This window comes from Natronococcus roseus, from assembly GCF_043677095.1.
Taxonomy (GTDB): Archaea; Halobacteriota; Halobacteria; order Halobacteriales; family Natrialbaceae; genus Natronococcus; species Natronococcus roseus.
The window spans coordinates 205,208-220,350 of sequence record NZ_JBHLJR010000005.1; the positions used below are offsets into that span (position 1 = coordinate 205,208).

The 15,143-nt window shown below is 65.3% G+C and carries 17 protein-coding genes and 2 pseudogenes; 12 read left to right on the forward strand and 7 right to left on the reverse strand.

Annotated elements, in window-relative coordinates:
- Nucleotides 1-14: 14 nt before the first annotated feature.
- Nucleotides 15-1,367, reverse strand: a pseudogene (locus ACFEMD_RS14995) (RNA-guided endonuclease InsQ/TnpB family protein).
- A gap of 56 nt (nucleotides 1,368-1,423) precedes the next feature.
- On the opposite strand from ACFEMD_RS14995, the gene ACFEMD_RS15000 reads away from it, so the two are divergent.
- Nucleotides 1,424-1,561 (forward strand): hypothetical protein, encoded by a 138-nt coding sequence (locus tag ACFEMD_RS15000; protein ID WP_276255537.1) that lies wholly within the window; start codon nucleotides 1,424-1,426, stop codon nucleotides 1,559-1,561.
- Between the two features lie 310 nt (nucleotides 1,562-1,871).
- Entirely contained in the window at nucleotides 1,872-2,474 is a 603-nt protein-coding gene (locus ACFEMD_RS15005) for an HAD family hydrolase (RefSeq protein ID WP_394741892.1), read from the forward strand.
- A 99-nt stretch (nucleotides 2,475-2,573) separates the two neighbouring features.
- Here the strand turns inward: ACFEMD_RS15005 and hemE are convergent, their stop codons facing one another.
- The 4 genes from hemE to ACFEMD_RS15025 all read right to left on the reverse strand — a co-directional run bounded on the left by hemE (nucleotide 2,574) and on the right by ACFEMD_RS15025 (nucleotide 6,085).
- Nucleotides 2,574-3,587, reverse strand: a complete 1,014-nt coding sequence (gene hemE, locus ACFEMD_RS15010) for a uroporphyrinogen decarboxylase (RefSeq protein ID WP_394741893.1) — start codon at nucleotides 3,585-3,587, stop codon at nucleotides 2,574-2,576.
- Nucleotides 3,588-3,691: 104 nt separating this feature from the next.
- Nucleotides 3,692-4,126 (reverse strand): DUF6691 family protein, encoded by a 435-nt coding sequence (locus tag ACFEMD_RS15015; RefSeq protein WP_394742253.1) that lies wholly within the window; start codon nucleotides 4,124-4,126, stop codon nucleotides 3,692-3,694.
- A gap of 142 nt (nucleotides 4,127-4,268) precedes the next feature.
- Nucleotides 4,269-4,826, reverse strand: coding sequence for a YeeE/YedE family protein (locus tag ACFEMD_RS15020; RefSeq protein WP_394741894.1), 558 nt, complete (start codon nucleotides 4,824-4,826; stop codon nucleotides 4,269-4,271).
- 17 nt (nucleotides 4,827-4,843) lie between these two features.
- Nucleotides 4,844-6,085 carry an MBL fold metallo-hydrolase gene (locus ACFEMD_RS15025; RefSeq protein WP_394741895.1) on the reverse strand — a complete coding sequence of 414 codons (1,242 nt, stop codon included), beginning with the start codon at nucleotides 6,083-6,085 and terminating at the stop codon, nucleotides 4,844-4,846.
- A gap of 244 nt (nucleotides 6,086-6,329) precedes the next feature.
- On the opposite strand from ACFEMD_RS15025, the gene ACFEMD_RS15030 reads away from it, so the two are divergent.
- From ACFEMD_RS15030 to ACFEMD_RS15070, 9 genes are all read left to right on the forward strand, one after another.
- A complete protein-coding gene (locus ACFEMD_RS15030; protein WP_394741896.1) occupies nucleotides 6,330-6,575 on the forward strand; it encodes a sulfurtransferase TusA family protein in 246 nt (81 codons plus the stop codon).
- A 1-nt stretch (nucleotide 6,576) separates the two neighbouring features.
- Entirely contained in the window at nucleotides 6,577-7,158 is a 582-nt protein-coding gene (locus tag ACFEMD_RS15035; RefSeq protein WP_394741897.1) for a DsrE/DsrF/DrsH-like family protein, read from the forward strand.
- 1 nt (nucleotide 7,159) lies between these two features.
- Nucleotides 7,160-7,405, forward strand: coding sequence for a HalOD1 output domain-containing protein (locus tag ACFEMD_RS15040; RefSeq protein WP_394741899.1), 246 nt, complete (start codon nucleotides 7,160-7,162; stop codon nucleotides 7,403-7,405).
- Nucleotides 7,406-7,518: 113 nt separating this feature from the next.
- Complete coding sequence (locus ACFEMD_RS15045) at nucleotides 7,519-8,445, forward strand: ABC transporter ATP-binding protein (RefSeq protein ID WP_394741901.1); 927 nt, start codon at nucleotides 7,519-7,521, stop codon at nucleotides 8,443-8,445.
- Nucleotides 8,438-9,223 carry an ABC transporter permease gene (locus ACFEMD_RS15050; RefSeq protein WP_394741903.1) on the forward strand — a complete coding sequence of 262 codons (786 nt, stop codon included), beginning with the start codon at nucleotides 8,438-8,440 and terminating at the stop codon, nucleotides 9,221-9,223. The genes ACFEMD_RS15045 and ACFEMD_RS15050 overlap by 8 nt, the downstream gene beginning before the upstream one ends.
- A gap of 85 nt (nucleotides 9,224-9,308) precedes the next feature.
- On the forward strand, nucleotides 9,309-10,514 hold the full coding sequence (locus ACFEMD_RS15055) for a CBS domain-containing protein (RefSeq protein ID WP_394742254.1): 1,206 nt from the start codon (nucleotides 9,309-9,311) through the stop codon (nucleotides 10,512-10,514).
- A gap of 42 nt (nucleotides 10,515-10,556) precedes the next feature.
- Nucleotides 10,557-11,018, forward strand: a complete 462-nt coding sequence (locus ACFEMD_RS15060) for a pyridoxamine 5'-phosphate oxidase family protein (protein ID WP_394741905.1) — start codon at nucleotides 10,557-10,559, stop codon at nucleotides 11,016-11,018.
- 132 nt (nucleotides 11,019-11,150) lie between these two features.
- Nucleotides 11,151-11,633 carry a PKD domain-containing protein gene (locus ACFEMD_RS15065; protein WP_394741907.1) on the forward strand — a complete coding sequence of 161 codons (483 nt, stop codon included), beginning with the start codon at nucleotides 11,151-11,153 and terminating at the stop codon, nucleotides 11,631-11,633.
- 128 nt (nucleotides 11,634-11,761) lie between these two features.
- Nucleotides 11,762-12,091: a hypothetical protein gene (locus ACFEMD_RS15070; RefSeq protein ID WP_394741908.1), complete on the forward strand. Its 330-nt coding sequence runs from the start codon at nucleotides 11,762-11,764 to the stop codon at nucleotides 12,089-12,091.
- A 39-nt stretch (nucleotides 12,092-12,130) separates the two neighbouring features.
- Here ACFEMD_RS15070 and ACFEMD_RS15075 read toward each other — a convergent pair whose 3' ends face one another.
- Nucleotides 12,131-13,504, reverse strand: coding sequence for a nicotinate phosphoribosyltransferase (locus ACFEMD_RS15075; protein ID WP_394741910.1), 1,374 nt, complete (start codon nucleotides 13,502-13,504; stop codon nucleotides 12,131-12,133).
- Nucleotides 13,505-13,612: 108 nt separating this feature from the next.
- Here ACFEMD_RS15075 and ACFEMD_RS15080 point away from each other — a divergent pair.
- Nucleotides 13,613-14,635, forward strand: a pseudogene (locus ACFEMD_RS15080) (universal stress protein).
- Here the strand turns inward: ACFEMD_RS15080 and ACFEMD_RS15085 are convergent.
- Nucleotides 14,620-15,105, reverse strand: coding sequence for a universal stress protein (locus ACFEMD_RS15085; protein ID WP_394741911.1), 486 nt, complete (start codon nucleotides 15,103-15,105; stop codon nucleotides 14,620-14,622). The pseudogene ACFEMD_RS15080 and the gene ACFEMD_RS15085 sit on opposite strands and share 16 nt — an antisense overlap.
- Between the last annotated feature and the right edge of the window lie 38 nt (nucleotides 15,106-15,143).

Here is a 15,143-nt window from a genome sequence, read left to right on the forward strand (position 1 = left end):
GTCGGGATGTCGGATTATGCCGACTCCACGGAGGCAACTTTTCCCACCGTACGGCGGGTACTCCGGTCTGTGTGATCTTCTTTGGGACTTGCCCTCGCGGGAGAGTATGATCTCTCTGACCAGTCGTGGTCGTCCCACTCGAAGCACACGGGCTGGGCCATCAGCCCGGCTTTCATACCAGTCTCGCGTTCGAGGAACAGTTGACTCGCCTTTAGATCGGCGTGTCCCTCAAACCTACAAACACAGCGGAACAAGTCGCCGTTCCGCTCCGTCTCTTCACGTTCGCCACACTCTGGACACTCTTGGGTCGTCCACGACTCGGATTCTTCGACAACCTCGATCCCATACTCTTCACAGACACAGTCGAGGCGGTCGATGAACCGACGGTACGCCCAGAAATTGTGCGTCTTTGCGTTTACCTCAGGCATCCAGTGCGTCTTCAACACATCTTTGATGTCGCCGACATACACGGTTGAAACGCCCTCGTCGTACAGGCGCTCGACGAGGTCGCGGACGAGTGCGTCTTAGGCGTGGTCACGACGCCCGTACATCGTATCGTACAAGTGGTCAATCCGCTCACTTGTTCGCCGCTGGTCGTCGATTTTCGCCTGCAACTCTGCGATTCGTTCGGTCGTTTCACGGAACCGTTCGAACGGATGGGAGCCGCAGTACAGGTATTGTGAACCGGTTGCCGTAGTGCAGGCGACGAGGTTGTTGGCACCGATGTCCAGAGCGGCTGTTTCATCAGCCAGTGGAGTTGCCCGTGCATCATCAGAAACAGTCACGGGCTGCGAAGCTCTGAAGGTGCTGTCGGTCTCGTCGTACCACAGGTCCAACCGGCCCTGTTTTTCGTACTCGGGCCAGTTCGGCTCACCAGCGAGTTCCAGTCGGAGACGCCCAGTGTGATCGTACCGGTCTTTCAACTTGGACCCGACCAGTATTTCGAGCCGGGATCGCTCGCCCCATTCGACAGTGTACGACGTGTTGCGGATGACAGTGTGGAGTTTTCGACCATCATCTTTGTTGCCCCAGAACCCCGGTGGAGTGGGGTTATCCGTGATCGAGGTATCGGAGTCGTCGTGGTATTTCTTCTTGTTTTCGAAGAAGCCGCGCCACGCTTCGCTGTTTTTGCGAATCACTTGTTGGGCGGTGGACGCGCCGAGAATATCTTTGTATTTCCCTTCGAGACTGCCGGTGTCAGCGTCCCACACGTCTTCATTCTCGTATCCGACTTCGTCTTCGTATCGGATGAGGCGTTCGTAGTTGGTTTCGTTCCAGAGTGCGGCAGACGCATCCAACAGGTCCCGTAGCAGTTGCTCTCCAGTAGGTGAGAGCGGGCGTACGGCGAACGTGTTGGTGCGCTTCATCGCTGTTCTCTCATTCACCCTACAGATATAAATATCTATGTTTTATCTATTACGTTATGACCAACAACATCCACATCGAGGTCGACGACGACGAGCAGTATGAGAAAATGCAGCGGCTCAAGGACAAGCACGGACTGACGTGGAAGGGATTGCTGGTACAGGGTATGAAGCGGATCGAAGAAGATGATCTGTAGCGTGGGACATCCCGCAGGCGGATACCGTGGTTTGATTCAGCAGTGACGGATTCACCCCACGACTAAAGTCGTGGGCTCTCTCCTGCGTTCTCTGTAGGACTCGCTCGAGTACTGCTATCGAGTCCGAGAGTCGCCGGTTTCCAAGGAGTCCGGTTGGAACGTGGGACCGAGCTCACAGTCGTTCGTTGCCCAAGCGGGTCAGGAGACGTGCAGGATCCCTCGCGTCCGGGAGTAGTAGCGTCCCTCTTTCGAGTGGCGGTCGGTGAGTACAGGAGAACGCCCATCAGCCATGCCGTTGTAGCTCGACGAGATGACAACGAGGGCGATACTCTTCGACCTCGACGGAACGCTGCTCGAGTGGCGCCGCGGCTATCGCGAGATCCTGGCTGAGACGTTCGAAACGGTGGCAAGCGAGGTACGAGCGGAGTGGATCGAGCAGTACAACGACGCCTTCTACGAGTCGTTCGAGGCCCACGAGCCGAATCCGGTGAGGCGAGCGTTCGCCAGCGTCACCGGCTGTTCGAGGGCGGATCAACTCACCGAAGAACTTCGTCGGCGGGAGGCTCGTGCCTGTACTCCTCCGGAGGGAGCGCACCGCGACCTCGAGAGACTGTCGGCAGACGACTCGCTCGGCGTACTCACGAACGGCGTCCCCGAGTGGCAGCGGTACAAACTCCGCGAGCACGATCTCGAGCAGTACTTCGACGCGGTCGTGGCGTCCTACGAGGCCGGCGCGCACAAACCGAACGCGGCCCCGTATCGGGCCGCCGAACGGCGTCTTCCGGCCGATGCCTACGCGATGATCGGGGATGACGAGACGGATACCGACGGCGCCAGAAACGTCGGGTGGACGGCGTATCGGTACGATGGCGGCGGGTTCGGAGACGTCCCCGCCGTACTCGAGCGAGAGTGATCGATCGGAGATCTACGGGCGGACGGCGGTTGGGTCGTCGATCCGCGAGTTCCGATCCCGAGGGTGGCTTCCGTATCACCCTCGATCTCGGGACGTCCGCTACTTTTCGCGCGAGACCGATTTCGCCGCCTCGAAGAACGCCTCGACGTTCTCGACGGGGACGTCGCGGTCGACGCCGTGGCCCAGGTTCAGAATGTGCCCCGCGTCGCCTGCGGCCGCGATAACGTCTCGAGTCCGCTCCCTGACGTTCTCGGGGTCGCCGTATAGCAACGCCGGGTCGAGGTTCCCCTGGATCGCCACGTCGCCGAGTTCCTCCCGGGCCTCCTCGAGTTCGACCGTCCAGTCGAGGCTGACCACGTCCGCGCCGGTGTCCTCGAGCAGGTCGAGGTTGCCGCTGACGTTGCGGACGAAGACGATCGTGGGGACGTCGACCGCGTCGACGATCTCTCGGTGAAGGGGGAGGAGGAATCGCCGGTAGTCCGCGGGGGAGAGCAGCCCGCCGTAGGTGTCGAACAGCTGGATCGCGTCCGCACCCGATTCGACCTGGAAACGGACGTAGTCGACGATGATGTCGGTAAACGCCCGGAGCAGGCGCTCGAACGCCTCCGGGTGCTCCGCGCGCAATCGGCGGACGTCCATGAACGACCGCGAGGGGGTTCCCTCGCAGACGTAGGCCGCGAGCGTGAACGGCCCTCCGGTAAATCCCAGCACCGCCGCTTGCTCGCCGAGTTCGTCGCTCAGTCGCTCGAGGAGCTCGCCGACGTACCACAGTTCCTCCTCGACGTCGCCCCGTTCTCTCTGGGTGTCGGCCGGGGACTCGACGGGGTTCTCGACGACCGGGCCGACGCCGGACTCGAGGTGATACGAGAAGCCGAGCGGCTCGAGGACGGTGAGAATGTCCGAGTACATGACGATGCCGTCGGGCCGAAACCGCTCCCAGGGCTGGAGGGTGATCTCGGTCGCGATTTCGGGCGTCGAGATCGCCTCGAGAAACGAGTAGTCCTCGCGTAGTTCGCGATACTCCGGGAGATACCGACCTGCCTGTCGCATCATCCACACCGGCGGGCGTTCGGTCCGCTCGCCACGTGCCGCCCGGAGGAATAGCTCTTCCATGACTGGAAGTTGGGTTCTCGAGCGCCTAATAGTTGCGAAACAGGGCGATGGCGCCCCTTCGAGACGCGTCGCTCGGCAGTCGCGTGTCGTCGAGCGAGGGGCGGTCAGTCGGCGCCCGCGGAGGTGGTTCCGGAGGCGGCACGCTGGCTGCGCCAGACGCCCTGGACGTAGGCGCCGACGAACATCCCCGCCAGCGCCCACAGGATCGTGACGTTGCCGACGCCGAGGCTGGCGTAGGCCGCGCCGGGACAGATCCCCGAGAGGCCCCAGCCGACGCCGAAGATTCCGCCGCCGATCAGGACGTTGCGGTCGAACGACTTCAGCCGACGGCCGTAGGCGGCTCCGGTCAGCGGCGCCCGCTCGCGGAGTCGCGGCACGAGCGTGAACGCCAGGCCGGAGACGACCGCCGCGCCGCCCATGACGAATAGCAGTCCGAAGTCCTCGAACTGCAGGAAGTTCAGGACGACCTCGGGGCGGGCCATGTGGCTGAAGCCGAGCCCGAAGCCGAAGATCAGGCCGCCGACGAAGATCAGCGGCATGAACAGGGGACGTCGGTCTCCGCTCACGGGTCGATCGCTCACGGCCCCCGCCGGTCGCCGTTCGCTATTCGAGGATTCGCTTCCGCTCATCCTCGCAATCCTCCCCGTTCGCGTTTCCGAGATTCTCGCCCGAGAATCTCGCTCACGGACTCACCCCCAGTGCCATCACGACCTGTGCCGTTCCGATCGCGACCGCCAGGAACGTGATCACGCCCACGATCGAGGTCTTCGAGGCCGAGCCGACGCCGCAGACACCGTGACCCGACGTACAGCCCTTGCCGATCCGGGTGCCGATTCCGACGAGGATCCCGCCGAGGAACAGCCGCCAGGGCTGGACGTCGGTGAGCCAGATCGTGAATCCGCCGACCTCACGGAGCTCGCCGGTCGTCCCGGACTGGTAGAGCCCGCTCGAGACGAGCCCGGACTGGAACGTCAGCGCGTAGAGCGCCGCGCCGGCGACGATCCCCAGGGTGAAGACGACCCGCCAGTCCCGCGAAGCGCGGTAGCGCTGGAACCGCGACTGGTCCGAGACGTACGACAGCGTCGACTCGAGGAACGTGCTCGCGCCGGCGGCGATGCCGGTGCCGAGGTAGATGACGACGGCGCCGAGGCCGACGAGCAGCCCCCCGACGGCGTAGCGACTGATCCCGGCTGGAAACAGGGTCTCGTACAGCGCGGGTGCGATGAGTTCAGGTCCCATTCGGCTACTCGATGGGGTTAGTGATCCGCCAGCGAGTCCCGACTGGCGGCGCAGTTGTTCGGGCCGAGCTCGAGTTCGAACGCCTCCTCGTCGTCGGTCTCCTCCTGACCGAGGTTCGTCGCGATGATCGCCTCGTGGTTCGCGGGGCGAGGCGGCATGTCCGAGAGGACCAGCTCGACGAACTCGGCTTCGTTCATCGTCAGCGCGGCCATCTTCTCTCGAAGCTCGCCGATCGGCGCGGTGTAGGTGCCGTCCTCGGCGGGGAGTGCCGCGTCGCTGAAGTGGGCACCGCCGATCAGGGTTTCGTCGGGCAGCGAGAGGATACGCTCCTGGAGCGTCTCGTGGAGCTGTCTCGAGGCGTCCTCGGCACCCTCGGCACCCTCCTCTAAGTCGGGGCGGGCGACGCTCTCGACGAAGAGGGTGTCGCCCGTCGCGAGCAACTCGCCGTCGATCAAGAAGGAGGTCATCCCGGAGGTGTGGCCGGGCGTGTAGACCGTCTCGATCGTCACGTCACCGACCTGGAACTCGTCGCCATCTTCGGCCAGCGTCATCTCGTTGGCGTAGGTGACGCCGCGGTCGACCGACGCCGCAGGGATAACGCCCTCGACGCCCTCCTCGGCGAGCTCGCGAACGCCCGAGACGTGGTCTGCGTGGACGTGCGTGTCGATGGCGTACTCGAGGTCGACGCCGAGTTCGGCCGCATCCTGTTGAGCCTGCGAGACAGGGCTCGCGGAACTCAGTTCCGCGGCGTCCTCGAGATAGCGGTCGGTGAACGCGCGCAGCGGATCGATGACGGCGGCCTCACCGTCGTCGTAGACGAGGTAACCGAGACAGCCCGTCGAGGGACGCTGGTACTGCAGCAGCGTTCCGCTTCCCTCGTAGCGTTCGACCTCGACGGCGTCGTAGAGCCGCGCCCAGCCGTTCATCCCCTCCTCGAGGTGGTTCACGTCGTAGCCACGATCCTTCAGCGCGCCCGCGACGAACTCGCTGGCGCCGCCTTTCGCACAGAGGACCGTCACCTCGCGGTCGTCGGGGATCGTCGCGAGGACGTCCTCGTCGATCTCCTCGTCGAGGAACTCGAAGTAGGGAACGTTGACCGACTCGACGGTGTCGCCGTCGATGCGCCACTCCTCGTAGTCCGAGCGCATTCGCGAATCGAGAAGCGTCACCGCCTCGCCGGCGTCGACGCGAGCCTTCAGCTCGCTCGCCGTGACCGACTCGACCGACGAATCCGGCGTTGGAAAGTCCATGTCGTCCATACTCTACTCCGGAGTACTGGCCACACCCACATAAGGGTTTGCGTAATATTTCCCATAAGACGCAATATAGAGGGCTCGAGCACAAACGAGCTGTACCTCTGATGCGCGTATTAGAGATCTAAATAACGGTATCTGTAGTTCGGTTCGGTCGCCGGGATGTTCGAGAGTTGTGCAATCATCGATACGCTTTTATGCTCGCAGCGGATATTGTGCGATAGCTCCAATATAGAGCACAAGGATTACTATGAGTTCTACACCCACCGCAACCGAGACCCTCGACGTGAAAGGACAGTCCTGCCCGATGCCCATCGTCAAGACCAAACAGGCGATCGACGGCCTCGAGGCGGGCGACGTCCTCGAAGTCGTCGCGACCGACTCGGGCAGCATGAGCGACATCCGAGGCTGGGCCGAGGGGACCGACGGCGTCGAGCTCCTCGAGCAGGTCGAGGACGAGGACCTGTACATCCACTACGTGGAGAAGACGGCCTGAGATGAGCACGGAGACCCAAACACCGACCGGCGACGGCGAGTCGATGAGCGAGGCCGAGCTCGAGGCGCGAATCGCGGAGCTCGAGGAGAAGATCGCTGGCCTCGAGACCGAACTCGGTGACGATCGCAAGAAGATGACGATCGTCGCGACGAAGGGGTCGCTCGACATGGCGTACCCGCCGCTGATCCTCGCGAGCACGGCGGCCGCCTTCGGCTGGGAGGTCATCGTCTTCCACACGTTCTGGGGACTCGACATCCTCCACGAGGAGAAGTCGAAGAAGCTCAAGCTGAGCGCGCTCGGCAACCCCAACATGCCGATGCCGAACGCCCTCGCGGCACTGCCGGGGATGGACTCGATGGCGACCCGGATGATGCGAAAGCGAATCGACGACAACGGGACGGCGACGATCGAGGAGCTGATCGACGTCTCCCTCGAGAGCGGCGTCGAACTGCAGGCCTGCCAGATGACCGTCGAGCTGATGGAGTACGATGAGGACGACTTCTACGACGGCGTGACGACCGGCGTCGGCGCGGCGACGGCGCTGCAACACATGGCCGAGTCGGATGTCCAGCTGTTGATCTGACGTGTCCGGATCGGCACACTCCTCGCCGGGAAGTCCCAGCCTCCGCGTCGTCAAGGCCGTCGCGAACGCGGAAGGGGTCGACCCCGTCGAGCTCGAGCCCCCGCTGTACGACGGCGTGGATCCGACCGCGATCGACGAACGCTTCGCCCCGACGACCCCGAACGCGTCGCGAAACGGCCGACTGCGGTTCCGGTACCGAGGCTACGACGTGACGGGTCGATCGGATGGAACCGTCTCCCTCGAGTAGAACTCTCCACGGCGGCGTCTCCTCCTTTCGTGCTCGCGAGCGACGACGGTCGTTCGTCCAGAGTCGACGACTGTTCAGCTACTCCTATATCCACGTCCCCTGTAACGTTCGGCATGGCTGTGATCGAACTCGAGGGGCTCACCAAGGACTACGGCGAGGTCGTCGCGAACGACTCGCTTGAGTTCGCCGTCGAGCGCGGCGAGATATTCGGCTTTCTCGGGCCGAACGGCGCGGGGAAGACGACGACGATCAGGATGCTTCTCGGATTCATCTCGCCGACGTCGGGAACGGCCCGCGTGCTCGGCGAGGACGTTCGCGAGGAGCGCTCGCTGCTCGAGGCCAAACGGCGGATCGGCTACCTCTCGGACGAACCCGGGTTCGACGAACAACAGACCGGTACCGACGTCCTCGACCTCCACGCCTCGATCAAGGGCGACAGCAGGCGCGAGGAACTGCTCGAGCTGTTCGATCCGCCGGTCGAGCGCCGAATTCGGGAGTACTCGCAGGGAAACGCCCGGAAGCTCGGGATCGTGACGGCGTTTATGCACGACCCAGACCTGGTGATCTTAGACGAGCCGACCAACGGCCTGGATCCGCTGATTCGCCAGCGCTTCGCCGACTTCCTCCGGGCCGAACGCCAGCGGGGCGTGACGGTGTTTTTCTCCTCGCACAACCTGAGCGAGGTCCGGCGGCTCTGCGATCGAGTCGGGATCATCCGCGAGGGCAAACTCGTCACCATCGAACCCGTCGACGCGCTGTTGCGACGCAGCGGGAAGGTGGTCCGGATCCGCAGCGCCGACCCGATCCCGATCGACGCCCTCGACCTCGAGGGCGTCCACGACCTCGAGACGAGCGTCTCCGACAGCCACGAGGGGACCGATCCGTCGACGGCGTTCACCGAGTGCGTCTTCACCTTCACCGGCGACATCAACGCCCTGCTCCCCCGGCTCGCCGACGACGAGCTGATCGACCTCGCGATCGAGGAAGCGCCCCTCGAGGACGTCTTCATGCGGTTCTACGGAGGTGAGGAGGATGTTTGAGATCGCGCGTTACGAGGGTCGAAACCGGCTCAAGGGCAGCGTCTACCTCTCGGTCGGGATGGCGCTGCTGGCGGCGCTGGTCATCTGGGTCTACCCTTCCTTTAGCGACGCCCTCGACGGGGACGAGCTGCTCGAGGCCTACCCCCAGGAGATGCTTCAGCTGTTCCGCATCGAGACGATGGCCTCCCTCGAGGGGTTTCTCGCCTTCGAACTCTACACGTTCGGCTGGATCATCCTGCTCGGGTTGTACGTCGCCTACGCGGCCGCGGGCGCGATCGCCGACGACGTCGATCGGGGGCGGATGGACACCCTGCTGGCGATGCCGATCTCCCGCGCCCGGCTCGTCGCCGAGAAGTTCGCCGCCCTCTCGGTGCCGATCCTCGTCGTCAACCTCCTCACGCCGCCCGTTATCCTCCTCGGCGCCCGGCTGATCGACGAGCCGCTGGCGGTCGCCGACGTCCTCGCTGCCCACCTGCTGTCGATTCCGTACCTCTTTGCCTGCGCCGGGATCGGACTGCTGTGCTCGGTCGTCTTCGACCGCGTCGGGATCGCCCAGCGCGTCGCGCTCGGCGTCACGTTCGCGCTGTTTCTCCTCGAGTCGCTGCTCGCCGAAACCGACTACGAGGAGCTCGGCGCGATCGCTCCGATGCGGTACTACGACCCCAACGAGATCCTGCTCGAGGGCACGTACGACCTCGTCGGCGTCGGCGTCCTCGTCGTGATGACCGTCGCGTTGCTCGGCGTCAGCCAGCTGGTGTTCCGGCGTTCGGATCTGTAGGACGTCGAGCGGATCGTCCCGATCGTTTGGCTCGAACTACTCGAGTGAGGTGGTGAGCTAAGGTCGCTCGAGCCGTACCGAGCCTCTGTTCAGGAGCTTCAGGATCGGCTCGCTGCTGGGGATCCCGATCAAGCTGGACGTCACCTTCCTGTTGATCCTGCCGGCGTTCGCGTGGCTCATCGCGATCCAGATCGGCGATCTCGTGCCCGTACTCAACGGGCTACTCGGCACGGAGATCGCTCTCGAGGCAGTCTCGACGGGCTCGACGCCGTGGCTGCTCGGCGCGGCCGCGGCGATCGGCCTGTTCGCGAGCGTCCTGGCACACGAGCTGGGGCACTCGGTCGTCGCGATCCGCTACGGGTTCCCGATCGACTCGATTACGCTCTGGCTGCTCGGCGGCGTCGCACAGCTCTCCGAGCAGCCGACGAACTGGCGCCAGGAGCTGGCGATCGCGATCGCCGGGCCGATCGTCAGCGTCGGCCTCGGTGTCGGGTTCTACGCGCTCGTCCTCGTCGTTCCGGCGACCCTCGAGACCGCGCAGTTCGTCTTCGCGTATCTGGCGGCGATCAACGTCGTCCTCGCGGCGTTCAAGATGCTTCCGGGGTTTCCGATGGACGGCGGACGGGTCCTCCGGGCGATCCTGGGACGGAATCGCCCGTTCACCGTCGCGACGGCACAGGCCGCACAGGTCGGAAAGACGTTCGCCCTCCTGTTGGGGCTGTTCGGCCTGCTCGCGTTCAACGTCTTCCTGATCGCGATCGCCTTCTTCATCTACATCGCGGCGACCGGAGAGGCCCGCCAGACCGCGATTCAGGCCGCCATCGAGGGGATCACCGTCGCGGACGTGATGACGCCGGTCGACGAACTCGACACCGTCTCCCCGGAGACGACGATCGCCGAACTGCTCGACGCGATGATGAAACACCGGCACACGGGGTTTCCGGTCGTCGAGAACGGTTCGATCGCCGGCGTCGTCACCCTCGAGGACGCCCGGACGGTCCCGCCCAGCGAGCGCGACTCGCGGACGGTCCGGGATGCGATGGCGACCGACCTCGAGACGCTCTCGCCGACCGAGGAGGCCTGGGAGGCGCTCGTCTCGCTGCAGCGAAACGACATCGGCCGCCTCGTCGTCCTCGACGACCGCGGGCGGCTCGCGGGACTGGTCACGCGGACCGACGTGATCACGGCGCTCAACGTCGGCGCGGTTCGCTCGGCTGGAGGGACGGTTGATCGACCGTCGGCGGAACGTCCGGACGACGCCCCACAGCCGATCGAAAAGCCCCGATGGTGAGGGGGTGACGATTCATACCCTGTCCGCGCGTAGGACCAGAATATGTCCCTCGATCGGATCGGGTACGTGTACACGTTCGGAATGGACGAGACCGAACTCCTCGAGGCCCTCGAGACGACCGACACCGGCGTGCTCGCGCTGGCGAGTGAGGGATCGGCCTACGCGATCCCCGTCGGCTGTTACTACGACGACGGGGCGCTGTACGTCCGACTCACCGACGACGGCGCGAGCACGAAGCTGTCCTATCTCGAGGCGACGACCGAGGCCTGCCTCTTGCTGTACGCCGTCGAACCGCCCGACGGCTCCTGGAGCATCGTCGCGCTCGGGCCGATCCGCGAGCTGACCGACCGGGAGAGCGAGGCGTTCGACGAGGCGACGATGATCGAGCGGTTCGGAAAGCCACGGATCTTCGACGAGGATCTCGAGGCCCTCGAGTGGTCGGTGTACGAACTCGAGATCGCGGAGCTCACCGGCCGCAAGACGGGCGGACGGACCCTTTCGTAGTCCGGTTCCGTCGGGAAACGCGCCGATCGGTGACGACTCGCACGCGACAGGACCGGTGACTACCGATCGCTCGCGACTATCATCGCCGTCGCGAACGGTGTTTACTACACCCTTCGGTGTAGCGACGATCCGATGACCGAGACCGCACGGAGGGACCTGTTACGACTCGCGGGCGCGTCGACCGTCGTGTTCCTCGCGGGCTGTGGCAACGACGACGGCGAGGAGGAGCCGACCGATGACGAGGACGCGGAACCGGAGGAGGAGACGGCCGACGAGGACTGGGGGGACGTCGACGAGTTCGCCTTCGAGGGACGGGTCGAGGCCTGGACCGGGCTCGAGCCGGAGTTCATCGACGGCGAGGACAACCCGACGATCACCCTCATCGAGGGCCAGGAGTACGACTTCAGGTGGGTCAACGCCGACGGGATCCTCCACAACCTGGAGATTCGAGACGAGGATGGCGAGATCGTCGACGACTACCAGAGCGACGACGTCGAAGAAGAGGGCGAGGAGACGACGCTCGAGGGCGTCACTGCAACCGAGGAGATGACGACGTACATCTGTACGTACCACGAATCGACGCAGGTCGGCGACATCGAGATCGAAACGGAGTAGCCGACGTCGCCTCGAGCCGATCAACGGGGCTTTCGGGACCGAAACTCGACCTCCCGTTCCCGGCCGATGAGAATCTGTGGTGGCTGTTATCTCCCGACGTCCCGTTTCCCTAGACGAGGTGAGCACCGATGGCCGACTACTACGACGAACTCCTCGGCAGCATCGTCGTCTGTCTGGTGGGCGGCGTACTGGTCGGTCTGCTCACCCCGGTCGCGTTCCATTTTGGAGTGTTGTTCGGGGCGCTGACCGCGATGGCGTTCGTCTGCGACGCGCTCTTCGTCCACCCGCCGCTTCCCGAGACCGATCCGCGTCGGCGACCAGCCGATCGGTACGCTCCCGTTCGATTACCGGGCCGAGAAACCGTTCCCGGCATCCGTCCTCGATCGCGGGGGAACAGCCGGAATCCGATAGCTGTCCCTTACGCACATATGTATGTAATACGTACTGCTCTGAATTGACCGATTACCGACTGGTTGCGTCGGAGTTTCGTCGCACGTTCACTCTCGCCGCTCTCGGTCCGCGATCTCTCGTTCCGTCTCTCGCCTGAGGCGCTCGAGCCCGTCGCTGATCCGGACCTCGTAGGCGTCGGGTTCGGAGACCCGACGGTGGCGTTCGGGGAGACGCTCGAGCTGACTCCGGGTTCGCTCGCGGACGGCGGAGAGGGCGGGCGGGTTGGCGACGAGCGAGCCGTTCTCGACGACCGTCTCGAGCAGCGGCCGACCGTCGATCGACTCCCCGCGTGTCGCGAGGACGTCCCGAACGAACGAGCCGTCCCGTTCGACGCGGTAGATCTGCTTCCGTCCCGGGTAGGTCACCTTCCCCGGCGAGAGCTTCATGCTCGGCTCGAGGTCGCCGTCCCGTTCGACCGCAGTGAGCTTGTAGACGACGCCGCTGCTGGGAGCGTCCCCGCTCGTCGTCAGCGCCGTCCCGGGACCGAACGCGGTCGCGACGCCGCCCGCGTCGAAAAACTCCCGGAGGAAGAACTCGTCGACGCTCGAGGAGACGACGATGCCGGCGTCGCCGACGACGTCGTCGACCGCCTTCGAGAGTTCGATCAGATCCCCCGAGTCGAGGCGCACTCCGCCCAGCCGAACGCCGCGCTCGTCGGCGACGGCGACCGCGCGTTCGGCTCCCCTGACCGTGTCGTAGGTGTCGACGAGGTAGATCGCGTCGTCGCCGTAGCTGTCGGCGAACGCCTCGAACGACGCCCGTTCGGTCTCGAAGCTCTGGACCCACGAGTGGGCCATCGTTCCGTACGTCGGCACCCCGAACCGTTCCCCGGCCAGCAGGTTCGAACTGCCGTCGAACCCGCCGACGGACGCGGCCCTGGCGGCTTTGAGCCCCGCGTCGACGCCGTGGGCTCGCCGTGAACCGAAGTCGACCAGCGTCTGGCCGTTGCCGTGGCGGGCAACGACGTCGGCCATCCGCGCGGCCTTCGTCGCTACGAGCGTCTGGTAGCCGACCTGGTTGAGCACCAGCGTCTCGAGCAGTTGTGCCTCGAGGATCGGCGCCGTCACCTCGAGGAGGGGTTCGTTCGGGAAGACGAGCGTTCCCTCCGGAACCGCGCGGAGCTCGCCGCTGAACGAGAACGACTCCAGTTCGGCGAGGAACGCGTCGTCGAACCCCTGGTCGGCGAGAAACGCCAGCGCGTCGGCGTCGAACTCGAGTTCCTCGAGGGCCGCCAGCACCTGCTCGAGTCCCGCGGCGACGGCGTAGCCGCGATCCGGCGGCAGCGATCGGAAGTACACCGAGAACGTCGCGAGCCGGTCGTGGTTCGCGTCGCGGTATCCCTGCATCATCGTCAGCTCGTACCGATCGGTAAACAGCGCGAGGTCTCGAGAGCCGACGTGGCCGAACCTGGGAGCGGTCATGACTGCGGGTACTGACGCGGCCGCGAAGCAAATAGTCCGGGGCGGAACGCCCGTCGCTCGCTCGGCAACCTTTCTTGTTGGTCGATCGCGTACCCTGCGACGATCCAGATGTACTCGACGATACTCCTCCCAATCGACGACGGTGGCGACGCCGACGGTGTAATCGACCGCACGCTCGAGTTCGCTCGACGGTTCGACGCGACGGTCCACGTCCTCTCGGTCGTCGAAACCGGCGCCGAACCCGTGGGCCTCGACCAGCAAGCGCGCGACGAACTCCGAGGGCGGGCCGAGAAGCGCGGGCGGCAGGCAACCGCGCGCGTTCAGGAACGCGCGGCGGAGCTCGACGTCGAGACGACGCGGGCCGTCCGGGAGGGAACTCCCCACGAACTCGTCCTCGAGTACGCCGAGCGCGAGGGCGTCGACCTGATCGTGATGGGAACCCGCACCCGAGACGGTCCGTCCGTCGGGCTCGGGAGCACGACCGAGCGCGTGGTCGCCCGGGCCGATCGTCCCGTGATCGCGGTTCGACTCGAGGGCGACACACCGGCCGTCGACGAGATCTCGTACGACCGCGTCGTGATACCCACCGACGGCAGCGACGCCGCCGAACGCGCCGCCGAGCGCGGCCTCGAGTTCGCCGAGACCTACGGCGCGTCCGTCTACGTTCCCTACGTGGTCGACACCACCAGCTACGACCTCGAGGAGACCTCCCGGAGTATGGTCGGCCTGCTGAAACAGGGCGGGCAAAACGCCGTCGAGGCGGTCGCCGAGGACGCCCGCGAGCGCGGCCTGTCGGTGAAGACCGACGTCCTCCGGGGGGTTCCCGACGAGGAACTGCTCGAGTACGCCGACGGGCTCGAGGGCGACCTGATCGCGATGGGAACGCGGGGGCGAGGCGGAGCCACCGGCGACCTGCTGGGAAGCACCACCGATCGCGTCCTGCGACGGGCGCACTGTCCGGTGTTGACCGTGCGTTGACGCCGCGAGCGCGCCGACCTGCTCGTGGTGGGAATCGAGAGCAGGTCGACCCTCGAGCGACTGGCCGACGGCAGCGTCCCTCAGCGCGTGGTTCCGTCTGCGAACGTGACGATGTTGACCGTGCGGTCGATCACGGATCAGGATTCTTCGTAGAACGATTCGTGGGGATCGATCCCCGCGACCGTCGGCGGCGAGGGGTAACGAACGACGAACACGTCGTAAGCGTCCTCGGCCGCGAGGTGGACGCCGACGCTCGTCAGCGGCGTCACGACGCGGCCGACGTTGTCGCTGCCGAGGAAGACGACGCTCGGGTCGTGCTCGAGGACCAGCCGCTCGATGTGGGTGGCCAGTCGATCCTCGGGCGGGAACTCCCGAATTCGCTCGGCGTCGAACGACGTTTCCGGGGCCAGCTTGCGGACGTGGTCTCGCAGGGTCGCGACGATCCGCTCGGGATCGAACGGCTCCTCGTCGGCGATCCACCCCTTCTCCCTGGCGTAGCGGTTGCGCTCGGGGACGACGCTGACCGCGACGACGTCTTCCTCCAGGGCGCGTCCGTACTCGAGTGCACGGACGAGCGCGGCCGCCGCGAGCTCGGAACCGTCGAACGGGACGACGAACGTCATACCCGTCACACCACCGCACGGGTATTGATGCTCGAGGG

Coding starts and splice junctions, on each gene's coding strand:
- ACFEMD_RS15000 (WP_276255537.1), top strand. CDS start 1,424: ATGACCAACAACATCCACATCGAGGTCGACGACGACGAGCAGTATGAG.
- ACFEMD_RS15005 (WP_394741892.1), top strand. CDS start 1,872: ATGACAACGAGGGCGATACTCTTCGACCTCGACGGAACGCTGCTCGAG.
- hemE (WP_394741893.1), bottom strand. CDS start 3,587: ATGGAAGAGCTATTCCTCCGGGCGGCACGTGGCGAGCGGACCGAACGC.
- ACFEMD_RS15015 (WP_394742253.1), bottom strand. CDS start 4,126: ATGCCGCTGATCTTCGTCGGCGGCCTGATCTTCGGCTTCGGGCTCGGC.
- ACFEMD_RS15020 (WP_394741894.1), bottom strand. CDS start 4,826: ATGGGACCTGAACTCATCGCACCCGCGCTGTACGAGACCCTGTTTCCA.
- ACFEMD_RS15025 (WP_394741895.1), bottom strand. CDS start 6,085: ATGGACGACATGGACTTTCCAACGCCGGATTCGTCGGTCGAGTCGGTC.
- ACFEMD_RS15030 (WP_394741896.1), top strand. CDS start 6,330: ATGAGTTCTACACCCACCGCAACCGAGACCCTCGACGTGAAAGGACAG.
- ACFEMD_RS15035 (WP_394741897.1), top strand. CDS start 6,577: ATGAGCACGGAGACCCAAACACCGACCGGCGACGGCGAGTCGATGAGC.
- ACFEMD_RS15045 (WP_394741901.1), top strand. CDS start 7,519: ATGGCTGTGATCGAACTCGAGGGGCTCACCAAGGACTACGGCGAGGTC.
- ACFEMD_RS15050 (WP_394741903.1), top strand. CDS start 8,438: ATGTTTGAGATCGCGCGTTACGAGGGTCGAAACCGGCTCAAGGGCAGC.
- ACFEMD_RS15060 (WP_394741905.1), top strand. CDS start 10,557: ATGTCCCTCGATCGGATCGGGTACGTGTACACGTTCGGAATGGACGAG.
- ACFEMD_RS15065 (WP_394741907.1), top strand. CDS start 11,151: ATGACCGAGACCGCACGGAGGGACCTGTTACGACTCGCGGGCGCGTCG.
- ACFEMD_RS15070 (WP_394741908.1), top strand. CDS start 11,762: ATGGCCGACTACTACGACGAACTCCTCGGCAGCATCGTCGTCTGTCTG.
- ACFEMD_RS15075 (WP_394741910.1), bottom strand. CDS start 13,504: ATGACCGCTCCCAGGTTCGGCCACGTCGGCTCTCGAGACCTCGCGCTG.
- ACFEMD_RS15085 (WP_394741911.1), bottom strand. CDS start 15,105: ATGACGTTCGTCGTCCCGTTCGACGGTTCCGAGCTCGCGGCGGCCGCG.